The 17,809-nt window shown below is 64.7% G+C and carries 17 protein-coding genes; 2 read left to right on the top strand and 15 right to left on the bottom strand.

Annotated features, from left to right (window positions below; genetic code table 11):
• Window positions 1–113: 113 nt before the first annotated feature.
• Both H9529_RS07930 and H9529_RS07925 read left to right on the top strand, forming a co-directional pair.
• The gene (locus tag H9529_RS07930) at window positions 114–791 is read left to right on the top strand and encodes a DsbA family protein (RefSeq protein WP_092887409.1); all 678 of its coding nucleotides are present in this window, start codon (window positions 114–116) and stop codon (window positions 789–791) included.
• Between the two features lie 3 nt (window positions 792–794).
• Window positions 795–1,967 (top strand): CaiB/BaiF CoA transferase family protein, encoded by a 1,173-nt coding sequence (locus tag H9529_RS07925; protein ID WP_223814333.1) that lies wholly within the window; start codon window positions 795–797, stop codon window positions 1,965–1,967.
• 133 nt (window positions 1,968–2,100) lie between these two features.
• On the opposite strand, the gene lpxK is transcribed toward H9529_RS07925, so the two are convergent.
• The 15 genes from lpxK to H9529_RS07850 form a co-directional block, all read right to left on the bottom strand.
• Entirely contained in the window at window positions 2,101–3,135 is a 1,035-nt protein-coding gene (lpxK, locus tag H9529_RS07920; RefSeq protein ID WP_092887412.1) for a tetraacyldisaccharide 4'-kinase, read from the bottom strand.
• Window positions 3,135–3,299, bottom strand: coding sequence for a hypothetical protein (locus H9529_RS07915; RefSeq protein ID WP_176846995.1), 165 nt, complete (start codon window positions 3,297–3,299; stop codon window positions 3,135–3,137). Before H9529_RS07915 ends, lpxK begins: the two co-directional genes overlap by 1 nt.
• The gene (locus tag H9529_RS07910) at window positions 3,296–4,588 is read right to left on the bottom strand and encodes a 3-deoxy-D-manno-octulosonic acid transferase (RefSeq protein WP_176846997.1); all 1,293 of its coding nucleotides are present in this window, start codon (window positions 4,586–4,588) and stop codon (window positions 3,296–3,298) included. Before H9529_RS07910 ends, H9529_RS07915 begins: the two co-directional genes overlap by 4 nt.
• A 315-nt stretch (window positions 4,589–4,903) precedes the next feature.
• On the bottom strand, window positions 4,904–5,149 hold the full coding sequence (locus H9529_RS07905; protein WP_092887418.1) for a DUF4170 domain-containing protein: 246 nt from the start codon (window positions 5,147–5,149) through the stop codon (window positions 4,904–4,906).
• Between the two features lie 56 nt (window positions 5,150–5,205).
• Window positions 5,206–6,030, bottom strand: coding sequence for an inositol monophosphatase family protein (locus tag H9529_RS07900; RefSeq protein WP_092887421.1), 825 nt, complete (start codon window positions 6,028–6,030; stop codon window positions 5,206–5,208).
• Window positions 6,017–7,363, bottom strand: coding sequence for a TldD/PmbA family protein (locus H9529_RS07895; protein WP_092887424.1), 1,347 nt, complete (start codon window positions 7,361–7,363; stop codon window positions 6,017–6,019). The genes H9529_RS07900 and H9529_RS07895 overlap by 14 nt, the downstream gene beginning before the upstream one ends.
• A gap of 257 nt (window positions 7,364–7,620) precedes the next feature.
• The gene (locus tag H9529_RS07890; protein ID WP_092887427.1) at window positions 7,621–8,238 is read right to left on the bottom strand and encodes a class I SAM-dependent methyltransferase; all 618 of its coding nucleotides are present in this window, start codon (window positions 8,236–8,238) and stop codon (window positions 7,621–7,623) included.
• A gap of 242 nt (window positions 8,239–8,480) precedes the next feature.
• Window positions 8,481–10,910 (bottom strand): DNA topoisomerase (ATP-hydrolyzing) subunit B, encoded by a 2,430-nt coding sequence (gene gyrB, locus H9529_RS07885; protein ID WP_092887430.1) that lies wholly within the window; start codon window positions 10,908–10,910, stop codon window positions 8,481–8,483.
• Window positions 10,911–11,026: 116 nt separating this feature from the next.
• On the bottom strand, window positions 11,027–11,647 hold the full coding sequence (locus tag H9529_RS07880; protein WP_092887433.1) for a LysE family translocator: 621 nt from the start codon (window positions 11,645–11,647) through the stop codon (window positions 11,027–11,029).
• On the bottom strand, window positions 11,644–12,078 hold the full coding sequence (locus tag H9529_RS07875) for a VOC family protein (protein ID WP_092888162.1): 435 nt from the start codon (window positions 12,076–12,078) through the stop codon (window positions 11,644–11,646). Before H9529_RS07875 ends, H9529_RS07880 begins: the two co-directional genes overlap by 4 nt.
• A gap of 2 nt (window positions 12,079–12,080) precedes the next feature.
• Window positions 12,081–13,196, bottom strand: coding sequence for a DNA replication/repair protein RecF (gene recF, locus H9529_RS07870; protein WP_176846999.1), 1,116 nt, complete (start codon window positions 13,194–13,196; stop codon window positions 12,081–12,083).
• Between the two features lie 121 nt (window positions 13,197–13,317).
• On the bottom strand, window positions 13,318–14,436 hold the full coding sequence (gene dnaN, locus H9529_RS07865; RefSeq protein WP_092887439.1) for a DNA polymerase III subunit beta: 1,119 nt from the start codon (window positions 14,434–14,436) through the stop codon (window positions 13,318–13,320).
• 187 nt (window positions 14,437–14,623) lie between these two features.
• Complete coding sequence (dnaA, locus tag H9529_RS07860) at window positions 14,624–16,060, bottom strand: chromosomal replication initiator protein DnaA (RefSeq protein WP_092887442.1); 1,437 nt, start codon at window positions 16,058–16,060, stop codon at window positions 14,624–14,626.
• A gap of 586 nt (window positions 16,061–16,646) precedes the next feature.
• Window positions 16,647–16,919: a 30S ribosomal protein S20 gene (rpsT, locus tag H9529_RS07855; RefSeq protein ID WP_092887445.1), complete on the bottom strand. Its 273-nt coding sequence runs from the start codon at window positions 16,917–16,919 to the stop codon at window positions 16,647–16,649.
• Window positions 16,920–17,032: 113 nt separating this feature from the next.
• On the bottom strand, window positions 17,033–17,809 hold the full coding sequence (locus tag H9529_RS07850) for an enoyl-CoA hydratase (RefSeq protein WP_092888165.1): 777 nt from the start codon (window positions 17,807–17,809) through the stop codon (window positions 17,033–17,035).

Below are 17,809 nucleotides of genomic sequence, written 5' to 3'. Positions count from 1 at the left end.
TTTTCCCCGGGCTGAGAGTTGCGGCCCATCCCCTCACCCCGCATCACAGGACCGTGCCGCATCTTGATGGTCGGCCGATAACAGGGCACAACCCCCTGACAAGGAGATATGTCATGCTGAACAAATTGATCCCCACCGCGCTGGGACTGGCCGTCGTCGCCGGTGCCGCATGGTATCTGGCGCCTGCGGGCAGCAACCAGACCGCGCTGTCGCCGCTGGTCGGTGTGGCCGAGGCGCAAACCGCCGACGCCGAATTCGACCCCAGCCTGGTGCAGGAAATGTCGCTGGGCGACGCCGACGCGCCGGTCACCATGATCGAATACGCGTCCTTCACCTGCCCGCATTGCGCGAATTACCACAGCAATGTGTTTCCCACGCTGAAGGCAGAATATGTCGATACCGGCATGGTGCGCTACGTCGCGCGCGAAGTCTATTTCGATGCGTACGGGTTGTGGGCCGGGATGGTGGCGCGCTGCGGCGGCGAGGACCGGTATTTCGGCATCGTCGACATTCTGTATGAGACGCAGCGCAGCTGGGCCGCGTCGAACGACGGGGGTGAGGTGGCCGAGAATCTGCGCCGCATCGGGCGTCAGGCGGGCATGTCGAATGACCAGATCAACGCCTGCCTCGACGACCGCGACACTGCGCTGGCGATGATGGGCACCTATCAGGAAAACGCCGAGCGCGACAATATCCGCAGCACGCCGTCCTTCATGATCGACGGCGAGTTGTACAGCAACATGAGCCTGCCCGAGTTCCGCGAGATTCTGGACGCCAAGCTGGAAGAATGATCCGTGGAAGGCACTGAAAGCCTGAATGCCGATGATGCGGGCGGGGCGGCGACGCCCGGCCCGCTGGCGGGTGTCGTGGTGGTGGAACTGGCGCGCATTCTGGCCGGGCCATGGGCGGGGCAGACGCTGGCCGATCTGGGCGCGACGGTGATAAAGGTCGAGGCGCCCGAGGGCGACGACACCCGCCGCTGGGGCCCGCCCTTCGTGGCGCGCGACGACGGATCGCGCGACGCCGCCTATTTCCATGCGACAAACCGGGGGAAAACCTCGGTCACCGCCGACTTCCGGTCTGAGGCGGGGCGCGCGAAAGTGCGCGACCTGATCGCGGGCGCCGATGTGGTGATCGAGAATTTCAAGGTCGGAGGGCTGGCAAAATACGGGCTGGATTATGCGACGCTGTCGGCGACGCAGCCGCGGCTGGTCTATTGCTCGATCACCGGGTTTGGCCAGACCGGGCCTTATGCGACCCGCGCGGGCTATGATTACATCATTCAGGGCATGTCGGGGCTGATGTCGGTGACAGGCCCCGCAGACGGCATGCCGCAGAAGGTCGGCGTGGCGGTGACGGATATCTTCACCGGGGTCTATGCCGCTACGGCGATCCTGGCCGCGTTGCATGCCCGCGAAACCAGCGGCAGGGGTCAGCATATCGACATGGCGCTGATGGATTGCGCGGTGGCGATCATGGCCAATCAGGCGATGAACTATCTGGCCACCGGCACTGCGCCGCAGCGGCTGGGCAATGAGCATCCCAATCTTGCGCCGTACCAGGTGTTTGAATGTGACGACGGGCATATCATCATCGCCACCGGCAATGACGCGCAATATCAGCGGCTGTGCGGCGTGCTGGGTCTGCCCGGACTGGCCGATGCGCCGGATTACCGCACCAATGCCGACCGCGTGGCGCATCGCGCCCCGCTGGCCGTGGCGCTGGGGGCGGCGACGAAGCGGTTTACCAAGGCCGCGCTTTTGACGGCCTGCGAGGGCGCGGGCGTGCCCGCAGGGCCAATCAATACGATGGACGAGGTCTTTGCCGATCCGCAGGTGATCCATCGCGGGCTGGAACTGCGGATGGGCGACCTGCGCGGCGTGGCGTCACCCTTCGTCTTCTCTGCCCACCCACGTCTGCCCGCCCGGCCCGCACCGATGCTGGGTGCGGATGATGCGAAGGGCTGAGGTCTCTGCGCCCGTACTTTGCGCCCGTACTCTGCGCCCGTGCTCTGCATTGTCTGCACTGTCTGCGTTGCTTGCAGCGCGTCGGCACTTTGATGCAAACTGCGCACCATAGGGCTGATTTCAAAGGGTTCTATCAGCGGTCAGCGGTGGGTAGTATCCGGTCAAGTGCTGCGTCCAACGCGGCCCAATCGTCGATTTCCAGCCGCACCGGCAGGGTCAGCACCTTCTGGCGGAAGGAGGGCGGCAGGCGCACGGCGTCTTTCTCGGTTGTGACCAGTTGCGCGCGCAGGGTTTTCGCGTCCAGTTCCAGCCGGGCCATCAGGGCGGCGGTCAGGGGCTGGTGATCCTCCAGCGCCTGTGCGCGCGCGACCTCTACGCCAAGGTCGCGCAGGGTCAAAAAGAATTTCTCGGGGTGGCCGATGCCTGCGAAAGCCAGCGCGCGCAGCCCCGCCCATGGCATGCCGGTCGGCAGCGGCCGTAGCGCGCCAGTGACGTGGGGCAGGGTGGCGGGGATGGCGCCGCCCCAGGTGGCGTGGAACCCCTTTTGCGCGGATTCTGGCCCAATCGACAGCAAAAGCCCCGCGCGCGCCAAGCCCTTTGCCACGGGTTCGCGCAGGGGGCCTGCGGGCAGCGGCCGGCCATTGCCAAAGCCCCGTGCGGCATCGACAACGACGATGGACAGGTCTTTCGCAACGGACGGGTTCTGAAACCCATCGTCCAGAATGACCGCCTGCGCACCCGCCGCCTGCGCCGCACGCACCCCTGCGGCACGGTCCCGCGCCACCCAGACAGGCGCGAAAGCGGCCAGCAGCAGCGGTTCATCCCCCACGTCATCGGGGCTGTGGGTCTTTGGGTCTACCCGCACCGGGTGCCCCTCGGCGCTGCCCGGCTTGCCCTGCGCCAGCCGCCCGCCATAGCCGCGCGACACGACATGCGCGGCTATGCCGCGCGCATCCAGCCGTTGCAGCAGCGCCATTACCGTGGGGGTCTTGCCGGTGCCGCCCGCGTTGATATTGCCGACGCAGATCACCGGCACCTCGGCGCTGAGGCCGGGCTGGCGCAGGCGGCGCGCAGTTCCGGCAGCATAGAGCGCACCCAGCGGCGCCAGCAGGCGCGCGCGCCAGTCGGGGCGGTCGGGCGGGGTGAACCAGAACCTTGGGGCGCCCATCAGCGGCCCCGTCCGGTTGTGGTGATGCGATGCGCTGCGGTGACGGCGGCGCGGGAATCCATGCGGTCGCGACGCGGCGCGCAAGGGGGGCAGAAGGTGCTGCGCGCCCGGCCTGCGGGCAGGGCGCTCAGCACCTTCACAGCGGGCAAAAGCCGTTGTGTCATGCGCTTTCCCCCGCCCCGTCCAGTCGCCACAACAGATGCGCCATGACGGTATCTGTCGCCTCTGACCCCTGGCTGACCACATCCCAGGCGGCGGCGGCGTGTGTCGCGGCGGCCTCGGGTTCCAGCATGTCGCTGACCGCCTGGCCCAACTGCTTGCCGATGCGCGCAGCCGCAGTGGACGGCAGGGCGCGGGCGGCACGGGCCTGCGTGAGGCGGGTGTAGCTGTCGGCAAAACGGTGGGTTTCGGGGCCGAACAGCAGGGCCGAACCCAGCGAGGCCGCCTCCATCGGGTCGAAGGCGCTGCCTGCCTTGCAGGAGGTGCCGCCCATATAGGCCACCTGCGCCAAGCGGTACCAAAGCCCACGCTCGCCCCCGGTGTCGGCGATGTAGATCTGCGTGGATGAATCGATCGGATCATCGCGCGAGCGTAGCGCCACATCGAAACTTTCGGCCAGCCGGGAATGCAGCGCCGGGCCGCGCTGCGGATCGTCTGGATGCAAGATCAGGAGCAGCCGGTGCGACAGGCGCAACGCGGTCAGATGGGCGGACAGGACGGCCTCATCCTCGGCCTCGGGCGTGCCGACGGACAACCAGACCGGGCGCAGGTGCAGGTCACGGGCGAGGGCGTCATGCTCTGCCTCATTGCACAAAAGCGCGCCGGGGCTGTCGGCCATTCGCCCAATGGCGCGCACCATGTCGCGGTCGGCGCCAAGGCGGCACCAGGCGGTGGCGGCGGGTTCTGAGACGGTAAAGATCCGGTCCAGCCGCGCCACAGCCCCCCGGGCCGAGGGGCGCAGAAGCCCCCAGCGTTTGGGCAAATCGGGGCGGCCCGCATTGGCCAGAGTCACAGGTATGCCGCGCGCCGCAGTCTGGTTCAGCGCGGCGGTGGGCAGCGGCGCGCCGGTCAGCACCGCCGCCACTGGGCGCGTGCTGTCGAGCATCCGGCCAAGGGTGTTGGCGTCGCCCGTCGGGTCGGGCTGCGCGGTCAGGCGGGGATGCTCCATCGCGGGGGGCACGCCGGGCGGATGGGTGAGGATGACGCACAGGTCGTCGCGCTCGCTCAGCAGGCGGAAAGCCAACTCGGCCAGCGGGCCGGTGCCGCCAGACGCTGCGGCGTGCAGCCAGATCCAGGGAAGCGGGGGCGCGGCGACGCTCTTGGCCGCGTGGTCGCTCTGCGGCGCGGGTGCATTGCCGCCGCCTGCGTGCGGTGCGAAGACGCTGTCGCCCGGCACTGGGGCGGCGCCTTGCGGTGGGTCTTTGGGCGGGTATTGCGGCGACCAGCGGGACATGGTGCAGTCCATAACGGGTTATCGCGCGGTTTGACATCCGATTTTATGCGCCGCGCGTGAATGTCAGGGGGCGCGGTGAAACCCCGCGGCAATGTCCGCCGGGGACATATGAAGCGGGGCGCCGCGCCGCCACACGGGCCGAAAGGTTGGGGCCGCCCCTTGCGCGCGCCGACATGACCCGCGATTCAACGTCGCACCTGCGCCGAGGGTGTTTCCCCAGTCGCAGGCCTGACGATGCCGGCGGGGCCCCATGCGTCAGCGCATCAGGACCACCCGCTTTGGGGCCGTCATGTGTCAGTGTGACAGAGACCCGGCCTAAGAGCCCAGTTCTTCGGTCGGGCTGGCCTCGGTCTCTTCATCGCGCAGACGGTGGATATGGGCGATGAAGTATCGGGTGTGGGCGTCATCCACCGTGCGTTGCGCCGCCGATTTCCAGGCTGAAAACGCACTGGCATAGTCGGGGAACATACCCACGAGGTCGATCTTTGCGGGATCGGTGAATTCGGATTTCGCGGGGTCTTTCAACTCTCCGCCGAAGACAAGGTGCAGGCGTTGGGGCATGGAACCCTCCGGTTGGTTGGCGTTAGGGCGGTGGTAGCGGGTCGCGGCAGCGGCGGTCAAGGTGGATTGGCGGAAGGCGCGCCAGTGTTAGCGCCCGCAGCCATTCCCAGATGTGAAAGCAGGCCGGCATGCACAAGTTCCGAGCCTGCCAACACCCCCGCCGTCATCGGGCGCGGGGTGTTGAAGCGCAGGGCCGCGCCGTAGCGGTCGGTGACAGTGGCCCCGGCTTCGCGCGCGATGAGGGTCGAGGCCGCGATGTCCCAGTTCCAGGTGTCACGCAACGTGACCATGCCGTCGAACCGCCCCTCGGCCACCAGTGCCAGCCGCCAGGCCAGCGAGGGACGGAAGTGTCGCGCAATCTCTGGCACGCCACCAGGCCAGTGCGCCACGGCCATTACGGGTTTCGTGGCAAGTACCCGCGCGCCGGTCAGCCCGCTGCGCAGCGGGGTGGTCAGCCGGACCCCGTTGAGCCAGGCACCGCCGCCCAGCACCGCGCTGTAGGTGAGATCCTGCAATGGCAAATGCACCACGCCCACCACTGGCGCGCCATCTTGTACCACAGCCAGCGCATGGGCGAAGGTGGTTTGCCCGTCAAGGAACGCACGGGTGCCGTCGATGGGATCAACGACGAAGGCGCGCGGGCGTGTCAGGCGGGCGGGGTCATCCTCGGTCTCTTCGGACAGCCAGCCATAATCGGGGCGCGCGGCGGTCAGGGTGGTGCGCAGCATTCGATCGATTTCCAGATCCGCCACCGATACCGGACCCTGGCCATCGCCTTTGTCCCAACTATCCGGCCCGGTGCCGAAGTGGCGCGCCGCAATCACGCCCGCAGCGCGCGCGGCCTCCAGCAGCAAGGGGAGGTCGGTGTCATTCGCCTGCAATGGTCAACCCTTCGACAAGCAGGCTGGGCACCACGGTGGACAGGTGCAGCCGGGCGTCATTGGCCGGGATCAACGTCTTCAGCATGTCGCGCAGATTGCCCGCGATGGTGCATTCGTTGACCGGATAGGCGATCTGGCCGTTTTCCACCCAGAAGCCCGAGGCGCCGCGCGAATAATCCCCCGTCGTAGCGCTGATCGATGACCCGATGAGCGATGTGACCAGCAGCCCCGTGCCCATATCGGCCAGAAGGTCGGCGCGCGAGGCTGTCCCCTGCGTGAGCAAGATGTTGCTGGTCGACGGCGAGGGCGGGCTGGACGGCCCGCGCGCGGCGTTGCCCGTGCTTTCCAGCCCCAATTTGCGGGCGCTGGAAAGGTCCAGAATCCAGCCCGTAAGCGTGCCTTCGTGCACCAGATTGCGGGCGTGCACCGGCAGCCCTTCGGCATCGAAGGGGCGCGAGGCAGATGTGCGGCGGCGCAGCGGGTCTTCGGTGAGCGACAGGTTTGCGGGCAGCACAGCCGTGTGCAGCGCGTCGCGCAGCCAACTGGACCCGCGCGCGATGGACGCGCCGTTGATCGCGCCGATCAGGTGGCCGATCAGGCTGGCGGCGACGCGTTCGTCATAAAGCACAGGGTAGCTGCCGGTCTTTGGTCTGCGCGCGCCCTTTCGGGCGATCGTGCGTTCCGCTGCAAGACGCCCGATGATCTCGGCATCGGGAAGATCGGATTGCCAGACACGGCCTTCGCCGCAATAATCCCGTTCCATCCCCGTGCCGTCGCCCGTAATCGCCACGCAAGAGATGTGGCGCGAGCTGCGGGTATAGCCGCCCGCAAAGCCGTTGGAGGCCGCCAGATGGACGCGCCGACGGCCATAGGCGGCCGAGGCGGCGTCGATCTTGCTGATGCCTGCGACCGACAGCGCTGCAGCCTCGGCCCGCCTTGCGTCCTCTTCCAGCGCCTTGGGGTCAGGCTCGGCGCTGGGATCGTCCAGTTCCAGCCCGCTCGCATCGCGGCGGTCAGAAAGTTGCGAAGCGTCGGCCAGACCCGCATAGGGGTCCGAGGGGGCTTCGCGCGCCATGGCGACGGCGCGTTCGGCCATGGTTTCAATGGTGCGCGCCGAGGTGTCCGAGGCCGAGACGCAGGCCTGCCGCTGGCCGACCAACACCCGCAGCCCGATGTCGATCCCTTCGGACCGCTCGGCCTGTTCCAACACGCCGCCGCGCACGTCGATCGACAGTGAGGTGCCGTCGATGGCCATGGCGTCGCAGGCATCAGCGCCCGCGCGTTTCGCGGCGTGCAGCAGGGCCTCGGTCAGCGAGGATAGGGTGTCAGGCATGGCAGACCTCATGGCAGTTACAATTGGATGCGTGACACGGGACTTAGGCCATATTCGACGGAATGGAAAACCGGATTTGAAGCATCTCCTTTATTCGGGGCAGTTGGGCGCGTCTGGCGGCGGCCCTTTCGTCATAGCCCGAATGTATAAGCAAAATGCTAACGCGGCTCAGCCTTTTGGCGGGACGCTTGCTGCGGCAAGGCGCAACCTTGCGGCAACAGACCGCCGAGACATAGCCAAAATGCGGCGGGGCGGCGTCACGCCGCCTTTTGCAGCCGCAAGAATGTGAACAAGCCCAGCGGGGCGAGGCGGTGTTCCTCATGGACGTTCAGTGCCTTCTGACCAAGGACTTTGTCCCGCGGAAAGTCAGAGTGCCAGCCCAAATGGTTGGCAAACGGCGCGAAAGCCCGCTCGATCCGTGCAAGAACGCCGGTTTCCTTGGCGAAATGGTTCACGATGATGACCTGGCCGCCGGGTTTGCAGACCCGCGCCATTTCGGCCATCACCCGTTCGGGTTCCGGCACGACCGAGACGAGGTACATCGCCACCACGGTGTCGAAATGCCCGTCCGGAAAGTCGAGTTCACGTGCATCCATCTGCCGCAATTCAGCCACATGGCTCAGGCCGTCGCGCTTGACCTTTTCGCGTGCTTTCTCAAGCATTTCGTTGGAAAAGTCGATGCCGGAGACTTGCAGATGCGGCGCATAGCGCGCCAGGGACAATCCGGTTCCGACGCCCACTTCCAGCACGGAGCCTGTACTTTTGTTGATCGCGTCGACCGCCTTGTGGCGGCCCGCGTTGGTGATCTGGCCAAAGGTCCGATCGTAAATAGGCGCCCAGCGCTTGTAGCTTGACGTTATCGCGTGCAGATCCAAAGTGGCCCCCGGGCAATGTTAAATTTCCGCTAACAGTATGGTGGCGGCTGGCAGATGCAAGACCCAGAAGGGTAACAAGCCGGTTAGAACGCCCCCTTGTTCCGGTTTTGATGTCGATTTCGGGACGAAGCCGGGCGCTCAGAGGTGCCACCGGGGAAAGTCATTCTGACCTTCCCCGAGGTTTCGGTGCCCATTTTGCATAATTCCGAACTGGAAAAGCTTACAGCCTTTCCTGGAATTGCTTATGCATCCAGATTTTCCACGTTCAGCGCGTTGTTCTGAATGAACTCGCGCCGGGGTTCGACCACGTCGCCCATCAGTTTGGTGAAAATGTCATCGGCATCGGCCAGATCATCGACCTTCACCTGCAAGAGTGTGCGTGCGTTGGGGTCCAGCGTGGTTTCCCACAATTGGCCGGGGTTCATCTCGCCCAAGCCTTTATAACGTTGCAAGGAAAGGCCTTTTTCGCCCTCGGCCAGGATGGCATCCAGCAGTTCGACGGGGCCGTGCACCGGCTGGTCGCGGTCCTTGCGTACCAGCCGCGCGGGCTGGGTGTAGACCGCTTGCAAGGTGTCGGTATGGCTGGCCAACCGCCGCGCCTCGCCCGACCGCAGCACCTGACCGTCAAGCGTGCGGACTTCTTCCACGCCGCGCAGCACGCGCGAAAACCGCAGGCCGGCGTCTTGCGTCGGACGGCCCGACCAGCCGCGCTCATATTCAGCGGCGACCAGATCCAGCCGGGCCGACACGCGGTCGGCCAGATCTTGCGGCGCGCTGGCCAGTGCGTCAGGCAGAAGGGCCCCCGCAATCGCTGCCTGTTCCAGAATGCGCTGCGGGTAATGATTGGGGAAGCTGGCCAGCGCGCGGCGCACTGCGCGGGCCTCCAGCACGACGCGTGCCAGATCCTGCCCGACGATTTCCTCGCCAGAGCCAAGGCGCAGCATCGCACCCTCAACCCCTTGATTGATCAGGTAATCCTCCAGCGCGGGCTTGTCCTTCAAGTACACTTCGGACTTGCCGCGCGCCACTTTGAACAACGGCGGCTCGGCGATATAGAGGTGCCCCGCCTCGATCAGTGAGGGCATTTGCCGGAAGAAGAAGGTCAGCAAAAGCGTACGGATATGCGCGCCGTCCACGTCGGCATCAGTCATGATGATGATCTTGTGGTAACGCAGTTTCGACAGATCAAATTCGTCGCGCCCGATGCCAGTCCCCAGCGCGGTAATCAGCGTGCCGATTTCGGCCGACCCCAGCATCCGGTCAAACCGCGCGCGTTCGACGTTCAGGATCTTGCCGCGCAGCGGCAGCACGGCCTGATTTGCGCGCGAGCGGCCCTGTTTGGCAGAGCCACCGGCCGAGTCACCCTCGACGATGAAGATTTCAGACAGCGCGGGGTCTTTTTCCTGACAATCTGCGAGTTTGCCGGGCAGCGATGCCACATCGAGCGCGGTCTTGCGGCGGGTCAGATCGCGGGCCTTGCGCGCGGCTTCGCGGGCCAAGGCGGCCTCGATGATCTTGCCGACGATGGATTTTGCCTGAAGGGGGTTTTCCTCAAACCACTCGGACAATTTCTCGCCCACAAGGTTTTCGACTGCGGGCCGCACCTCGGAGCTGACCAGCTTGTCCTTGGTCTGGCTGGAAAATTTCGGGTCGGGCACTTTCACGGACAGCACGCAGGTCAGGCCTTCGCGCGCGTCGTCGCCGGTGAAGCTGACTTTCTCGCGCTTGGCGATCCCGCTGGACTGGGCGTAGTTGTTGATGGTGCGGGTCAGCGCGCCGCGAAAGCCTGCAAGGTGGCTGCCGCCGTCACGCTGGGGGATGTTGTTGGTAAACGGCAGCACGGTTTCGTGGTAGCTGTCGTTCCACCACATCGCGACCTCGATCCCGATATCGTCGCGTTCGCCGGTGATATAGATCGGATCGGGCATCACGGCGGCCTTGGAGCGGTCGAGGTGGCGGACGAATTCGCGCACGCCGCCCTCATAGAAAAGTTCGGTGCGCAGCGGCTCTGCCGGGCGCAGGTCTTCCAAGATGATCCGCACGCCAGAGTTCAGGAAGGCCAGTTCGCGCAGCCGGTTTTCCAGCGTCTTGAAGCTGTACTCCAGGTTCGAGAAGGTGGTGGTGGAGGCAAGGAACCGCACCTCGGTCCCCTTGCGGCCATTGGCATCGCCGACCACGCGCAGGGATTCCACGGTATCGCCACGCTCAAACCGGCAGAAATGTTCCTTGCCATTGCGCCAGATGCGCATTTCCAGCCAGTCGGACAGGGCGTTGACCACCGAGACGCCGACGCCGTGCAGACCGCCCGACACCTTGTAGGAATTGTTGTCGAATTTACCGCCAGAATGCAGCTGGGTCATGATGACCTCGGCCGCGGAAACGCCTTCCTCGGCGTGGATATCGACCGGCACGCCGCGCCCGTTATCGCTGACCGACACGCTGCTGTCGGCGTGGATTGTGACGGCGACGTGATCGGCATGGCCTGCCAGCGCCTCATCAATGCCGTTGTCCACGACCTCGTACACCATGTGATGCAGGCCCGAGCCATCGTCGGTATCGCCGATATACATGCCGGGACGTTTGCGCACGGCATCCAGGCCCTTGAGAACCTTGATAGAATCGGCGCCGTAATCTTGGTTTTGCGGGGCGGTTTCCGGGGTCGCGTCGGACATGCAGTCAATCCTTTACTATTGCCGCAATTTATAGTCGGTCGAACCGGGAATGTCACGCCCGTGACACAAGATTTAGCGTTTATCGGTGGGGGGCTGTGCGGGGTCTGGGGGGGCCTTCAGGTGAAGCCGATCGCGATGCCCACAGCGATCAGCAGGCCACCGGAAATGCGGTTGGTCCGCGCCACCGCCTCGGGCGATTTCAGGAAGCGCCGCACCCGTCCGATCATCAGCGCCATGCCGAGGTTTCCGATCATAGGCACCAGCGCCGATACAGCCAGAATCGCGGCGATATCCGGCACGGTCACGCGTGTCAGATCGAAGAAACCCGGCAGCATTCCCATGTAGAACAAGATGGCCTTTGGGTTGGCAAGGATCACCGCGATGCCTGCCATGAAGCCCGCCCACATACCGGGCCGCATCAGGCGGCTGTCGGCGGAGAGGGTCTTGCCCGCGTTGCGGATCAAGAGCCACCCCATGATGATGAAGGTCGCCACCGCCACCCAGCGCATCAGGCCAAGGAAGCCGTCATAGAGTGTCAGGATCCATGACAGGCCGAAGATCGCGGCCAGCGGCCACAAAAGGTCGCCCAGCGCGACGCCTACCGCCAACGGCCAGGCCGAGGCGAAGCCGCCCGACAGCGCACGCGCGGTCAGCGCGACCCAGACCGGGCCGGGCGTCAGGAACAAGATGACAAGCGCGCCTGCGTAGAACAACAGGTCCAGTGCGGATATGGTCATGGTGCTGTCGTCGGCAGAGTCAGGCTGCCGTCTTCGTTCAGCGGCCAGTACGGGTTATGCGCCAGTTCCCAGACATGGCCGTCGGGGTCGGCGTAATAGCCTGAATAGCCGCCCCAGAAGACAGATTCGGGCGCTTTCAACGGGATTGCACCGGCATCCAGTGCGGCGGCGTAGGCCGCATCCACCTCGGCGGGGGTGGCGAAATTCTGCGCCAGCGTAATCGCACCCGTGCCAAGGGGGGCGTCGGGGCGGCCCTGATCTTTCGCCAGATCGGCCAGACCGAACAGCCCCAGCGCCAGGCCGTTCATCTGAAAGAACGACACGCCGGGGATTTCATCCACCGCCTGCCAGCCCAGCGCGGCATAGAAGGCGCGCGCCCGGGTCAGATCAGCAACGCCAAGGGTGATAAGCGTCACGCGCTGGAGGGGCAGGGTCATGGCATGGGCCTTTCGGTGATGGATGAGGTGCCGCCAGTCTCGGTGACGGTGAACATCTGCGCGCGGGGGCCAAGGTCGCTGAACAGCCCCGGTTCGGTGCCGGTCATCCAGGCCTGTGCGCCCAGTACCGTCAGTTCGTCATAAAGCGCGGCGCGGCGGTCGGCGTCAAGATGCGCGCTGACCTCATCCAGCAACAAAAGTGGCGGCGCGCCCCGGTCTTGATGCAAGGCGCGGGCATTGGCGAGGATCAGCGAGATCAGCAGCGCCTTCTGTTCGCCCGTCGATGCCTGCGCGGCGGCCACGCCCTTGGCGCGGTAGACGGCGGTCAGATCGGTGCGGTGCGGGCCGGTCAGCGTGCGACCGGCGGCCAGATCGCGGCGACGGGATTCGGCCAGCGCAGTGGCGATGTCGGGCGCAGATTGGGGCAGCAGGCCCTCACCGTCTGGCCCCGTCAGCGCCAGATCTGCGGTGGGGAAGGCCGTTGCGGCGTCTTCGGTCGCGCGCGCCAGTCGGTCCAGCGCGGCGGTGCGGTTGGCCGACAGCACCGCCCCCGCCTGCGCCATCTGCGATTCGAGCGCGGCATACCACGCAGCATCACGCACCTGATCGCGCAGCAGGCGATTTCGGTCGCGCATGGCTTTCTCATAACTCAGCACTGCATCGGCATGGCCGGGGAAGAACGACAGCGCCATACGGTCCAGATAGCGGCGGCGCCCCTCGGCCCCTTCGGTCCACAGCCGGTCCATGGCGGGGGTCAGCCAGACCACGGCGGCCAGTGCCCCAAGGGCGGTTTGCGGCGCGGCCTTGCCGTCAATGCGGGTCTGGCGCGACTGCCCGGCTTCGGCCCATGTGGTGATTTCGTGCTGCGCATCGGGCGTCGTCAAGGCCGCAGTGATCTTCCAGCCAAGGTTTTCGGGCGCGCGGGCGATGTCATCGGGGCGGGCGCGGCGCAGTCCACGGCCCGGCGACAGCAGCGAGACCGCTTCCAACACATTGGTCTTGCCCGCACCATTGGGGCCAAAAAGCGCCACGGGCCGCCCATCGAGCACCATGCCCGCGCGCAGATGCGAGCGGAAATGTGACAGGGTCAGACGATCCAGATGCAGGCTCATGGCGGGAATGCCCCGGTTCAGGAATGCCCCGGTTCAGGAATACCCTGTGTCAACCCGGACCACGGCGCGGCGGCATGGGGGCGGGCAGGCTGTGCGGGGCGTTGGCAGGCCGGGGGGCGCGTCAGACCCGCATCGGCATGACGACATAGACCGCCGATGTGTCGCTGCCTTCGCGCATCAGTGTCGGGTCACCGCTGGAATTGAACAGGAAGACAGCGTTTTCCAGATCCACCTGATTGGCGATCTCCAGCAGATATTTTGCGTTGAAGCCGATTTCCAGCGGCTCATCGGCATAGGCGACAACCAGCTCTTCCTCGGCCGCGCCAGAATCAGGAGCGTTGACCGACAGCACCAGCTTGTCTTCTTCAAGCGACAGTTTCACCGCGCGTGAGCGTTCCGACGACACGGTTGCCACCCGATCCACGGCGCGGGCGAATTCGGCGGCATCCACCTCTAACCGCTTGGTGTTGCCGGTGGGGATGACGCGGGTGTAATCGGGGAACGTGCCGTCGATGACCTTCGACGTCAGGCTGATGTTCGGCGTTGCGAAACGCAGTTTGGTTTCCGATACCGACACGGCGATCTGCATATCGTCGTCTTCCAGCAGCTTCTTCAACTCGCCCACGGTCTTGCGCGGCACGATCACGCCGGGCATGCCTTCGGCCCCGTCGGGCAGGGGCGCGTCGATCCGCGCCAGGCGGTGGCCATCGGTGGCCACGCAACGCAACACGCGACCGTTATCGCCATCGGCGACATGCATATAGACGCCGTTGAGGTAGTAGCGCGTTTCCTCAGTGGAAATTGCAAACTTGGCCTTGTCGAACAGGCGGCGCAGCGCCTTTGCGGGGGCCGAGAAATTGCAGCTGTATTCGCTGGACGCCATCACGGGAAAATCTTCGCGTGGCAAAGTGGTCAGGCTGAAGGTGGACCGGCCCGCCGCGACGGTGAAGCGCCCGGTGCGCTGGTCGTCGGTCAGTTGCACCAGCGCGCCATCGGGCAGTTTGCGCACGATTTCATGCAGCATCACCGCCGAAACCGTGGTGGCCCCGGCGCGTTCTACCGTGGCGGGGGCGCGGTCCACCACCTCGACATCCAGATCGGTGGCGCGGAAACTGACGGTATCGCCTTCAGCCTCGATCAAGACATTCGCGAGGATGGGAATGGTATTGCGCCGTTCGACCACCGATTGTGCCTGCGCGACGGCCTTGAGCAACGCGGCCCGTTCAATGCTGATTTTCATAGCCGAATTCCCTTTGGTGGGTCGAAAGAGCGTCATGAGTAGCGGACCGGGAGCCTAGCCGAATTTCAGGCAGCCTCAAGCGGCTTTCCGCTGATATGCGGGTGTTTTTGCGATTCTGGCGCGTGCTACAGCCATAACGCGCGGCGTTTGCCCCGTCCATGGTGTGCGGGGACCCGGCGTTTGGCCGTCAGGTCTGCAACAGCCGCCGCAACAGGTCGATGTCTTCGCTGATCTGGACATCTTGATCGCAGAGTTCCTCGACCTTGCGCACACCATGCATGATGGTGGTGTGATCCCGCCCGCCGAAACGCCGCCCGATATCGGGCAGCGAGCGCGATGTGAGTTCCTTTGACAGGTACATGGCGATCTGGCGCGGGCGCACGATGGTGCGCATGCGTTTCGGGCCGATCATGTCGGACAGCCGGATGTTGTAATGCTCGGCCACTTTGCGCTGAATTTCCTCAACGGTGACGCGGCGGTCCGAGGTGCGCAGGATGTCAGCCAGACAATCTTGCACCAGGTCCATGCCGATTTCGCGGCCCACAAGGTTGGAGAAGGCGAAGAGCCGGGTCAGCGCACCTTCGAGCACGCGGACATTGGTGGTGATCCTGTGGGCCAGAAACTCCAGCACGCCATCGGCGACGGTCATTTCGCCATAGGTATCAGCGTATTGCAGCGCCTTTTGCTGCAGGATGCCCAGGCGAAGCTCGTAGTCGGTGGGATGCAGGTCCACCACCAGCCCGCATTGCAGACGCGACTTGATGCGGTCTTCCAGATCCTTGATCTCACCCGGCGCGCGGTCGGCGGAAATGATGATCTGTTTGTTCTGATCCACCAGTGCATTGAAGGTATGGAAGAATTCTTCCTGCGTGCTTTCCTTGCCCGCGATGAACTGCACGTCATCGACCATCAGCACATCGACCGACCGGAAAAGTTCCTTGAAATCCATGATCTGCTTTTCGCGCAGCGCCTGCACGAAACGGTACATGAATTGTTCGGCGGACAGGTAGAGCACGCGCAGATTGGGGCTGCGGCTGCGCAACTCCCATGCGATTGCATGCATCAGGTGGGTCTTGCCGAGACCCACGCCACCATAGAGGAACAGCGGGTTGAAGGTCACCGGCCCTCCCTCGGCCACGCGGCGGGCGGCGGCGTGGGCCAGCGCATTGGGCTTTCCCACGACGAAATTGTCAAAGCTGAACCTGCTGTCGAGCGGCGCGCCGGGCAGGTCGTTGGTGTCAGGGGCGGGCAGGGCGGTGGCCTGTTGGGGCGCAGCGCCAGCGGCGGGGTTTCGCGCGGTGGCTGTGGCGCGGGCCTGCGGTCCTGCGGTGGTGTGGGATTCGCGCGGTGCGGCGCCGGCGTCATCGGACGGCACGGCGCTGCGGTTGAACACGGCGAATTCGATGCGGTTGACCTCTTGCCCGGCGCCGACCAGGGCGCGCAGGATATGGTCAGAGAAATTCCGCGACACCCAGTCCCCGATGAAGGTGGTCGGGACCTGAAGCTGCGCGACACCCCGCGACAGCGAGACGAAACGAATGGGCTTGATCCAAGTCTGATAGTTGTTCTTGCCGATGGCCGCGCACAGTTCGTCCGCGACCCCATCCCAGATATCATTCATCATTCGCTTCGTCTCGCCCTGTCTCTAGACGTTATCTGTTATCGCGGCGCGCGCCCAATTTGCCCCGGCGCGTCGCCGTCCGATGCGTCCCGGCCGTGACTGGCAACAGGCGACAGGTACCAGAAGCGAGGAAAACTCCCGCCACTGGCATTCTAACCGCACAAAGTCATATGGGCTTGCCTGAAACGTTTCTGCGGCACAGTCCGGTGCGCAAACCCTTTGTTTCAGGCATTTTGCAAGTCATCGCCGGACCTATTCAGCGGCAGCCTGGTCCGTTGGTACGACGTCTCACATCTGCCCCCCAGCACGACATGAATCGCATCCCTAATGTAGCCAGCGGAGCCGAGTGGGCGCAACTGAACAACGGCCTTGACCCTTCTTTTCCGTTAAAAGAATCGGAAGGGCGTGGTTATTTTATCCGCAGCGGAAAATGTCCCTGAACTGCGGCGCAAAACGCAAAAAGGCACACCTGAGGTGTGCCTTTCAAGTAATTTTCCATCGATTTCAAGCGCACGCGCAAGACAGCAAGATCAACGAAACACGTGTTTCGCGCAAAACCGCGCCACTGCGTCCGTTCAGACAGCAGAGGTCAGGCGGAAGCGGAAATTGCTTTGACGCGCGACGACAGGCGCGACATTTTGCGTGCAACGGTGTTCTTGTGCAGAACGCCTTTGGTCACACCGCGCGACAGTTCAGGCTGCACGGCGCGCAGCGCGTCTTTCGCGCTATCGGCGTTGCCCGACGCAATCGCTTCTTCCACTTTGCGCAGGAAGGTGCGGATACGCGACCGACGCGCCTTGTTCACAGTGGCGCGGGCGTCGTTCTGGCGGGCGCGTTTCTTGGATTGGGGCGTATTGGCCATGTGTCACTATCCGATTTGGTACGGGGTAATCTCGAAAACGCGCTTTTAGGCGCGACTCGGGGTGAAGTCAACGGGGCTGCGCGGGGTTTTTTGCGTCCGCGCAGCCCAGGGGGTCAGCGGTCGCGGAACTGCGCCTCGCGTTTTTCCAGAAAGGCCGCCATCCCTTCCTTCTGGTCCTCGGTCGCAAAGAGGGCGTGGAACATGCGGCGCTCGAACAGCAGGCCTTCGCGCAGCGTGGTCTCATAGCTGCGGTTGACCGATTCTTTCACGACCTTGGCGGTCAGGGTGGATTTCTCGGCCACCTTGGCAGCGGCGGCCATGGCCTCATCCATCAGCTTCTTGGCGGGGACGATTCGGCTTACAAGGCCCGAACGCTCTGCCTCTTCGGCATCCATGAAGCGGCCGGTCAGGTGCATGTCCATCGCCTTGGACTTGCCGACGAAGCGGGTCAGGCGCTGGGTGCCACCGATCCCTGCGACCACGCCCAGGTTGATTTCGGGCTGGCCGAACTTGGCGGTGTCTGACGCGATGATGAAGTCGCACATCATTGCCAGTTCGCAGCCCCCGCCCAGGCAATAGCCTGACACGGCGGCGATGATCGGCTTGCGCACGCGCAGCAGCGCCTCGGTCTCGGGCGTGAAAAGATCGGCTTCAAACACATCGACGAAGGATTTGTCGGCCATCTCCTTGATATCGGCCCCGGCGGCAAAGGCCTTTTCCGAGCCTGTCAGCACGATGCACCGGACCTTGTCGTTGCGGTCGGCGGCGGTCAGCGCATCGGCGAGTTCGCGCATCAAGGCGCTGTTGAGCGCGTTCAACGCATCGGGACGGTTCAGCCGGATCAATGCGATATGGTCGTTGATATCGACGATCAGCGTTTCATAGGCCAT

It is taken from the genome of Roseicitreum antarcticum (genome assembly GCF_014681765.1).
Lineage (GTDB): Bacteria > Pseudomonadota > Alphaproteobacteria > Rhodobacterales > Rhodobacteraceae > Roseicitreum > Roseicitreum antarcticum.
Note: the sequence above shows the minus strand (reverse complement) of the source record. Positions and strands in the feature narration are given on the sequence as shown.

Coding starts and splice junctions, on each gene's coding strand:
- H9529_RS07930 (WP_092887409.1), top strand. CDS start 114: ATGCTGAACAAATTGATCCCCACCGCGCTGGGACTGGCCGTCGTCGCC.
- lpxK (WP_092887412.1), bottom strand. CDS start 3,135: ATGGGCGCCCCAAGGTTCTGGTTCACCCCGCCCGACCGCCCCGACTGG.
- H9529_RS07915 (WP_176846995.1), bottom strand. CDS start 3,299: ATGACACAACGGCTTTTGCCCGCTGTGAAGGTGCTGAGCGCCCTGCCC.
- H9529_RS07910 (WP_176846997.1), bottom strand. CDS start 4,588: ATGTCCCGCTGGTCGCCGCAATACCCGCCCAAAGACCCACCGCAAGGC.
- H9529_RS07905 (WP_092887418.1), bottom strand. CDS start 5,149: ATGCCCCAACGCCTGCACCTTGTCTTCGGCGGAGAGTTGAAAGACCCC.
- H9529_RS07895 (WP_092887424.1), bottom strand. CDS start 7,363: ATGCCTGACACCCTATCCTCGCTGACCGAGGCCCTGCTGCACGCCGCG.
- gyrB (WP_092887430.1), bottom strand. CDS start 10,910: ATGTCCGACGCGACCCCGGAAACCGCCCCGCAAAACCAAGATTACGGC.
- H9529_RS07880 (WP_092887433.1), bottom strand. CDS start 11,647: ATGACCATATCCGCACTGGACCTGTTGTTCTACGCAGGCGCGCTTGTC.
- recF (WP_176846999.1), bottom strand. CDS start 13,196: ATGAGCCTGCATCTGGATCGTCTGACCCTGTCACATTTCCGCTCGCAT.
- dnaN (WP_092887439.1), bottom strand. CDS start 14,436: ATGAAAATCAGCATTGAACGGGCCGCGTTGCTCAAGGCCGTCGCGCAG.
- dnaA (WP_092887442.1), bottom strand. CDS start 16,060: ATGATGAATGATATCTGGGATGGGGTCGCGGACGAACTGTGCGCGGCC.
- rpsT (WP_092887445.1), bottom strand. CDS start 16,919: ATGGCCAATACGCCCCAATCCAAGAAACGCGCCCGCCAGAACGACGCC.
- H9529_RS07850 (WP_092888165.1), bottom strand. CDS start 17,809: ATGGCCTATGAAACGCTGATCGTCGATATCAACGACCATATCGCATTG.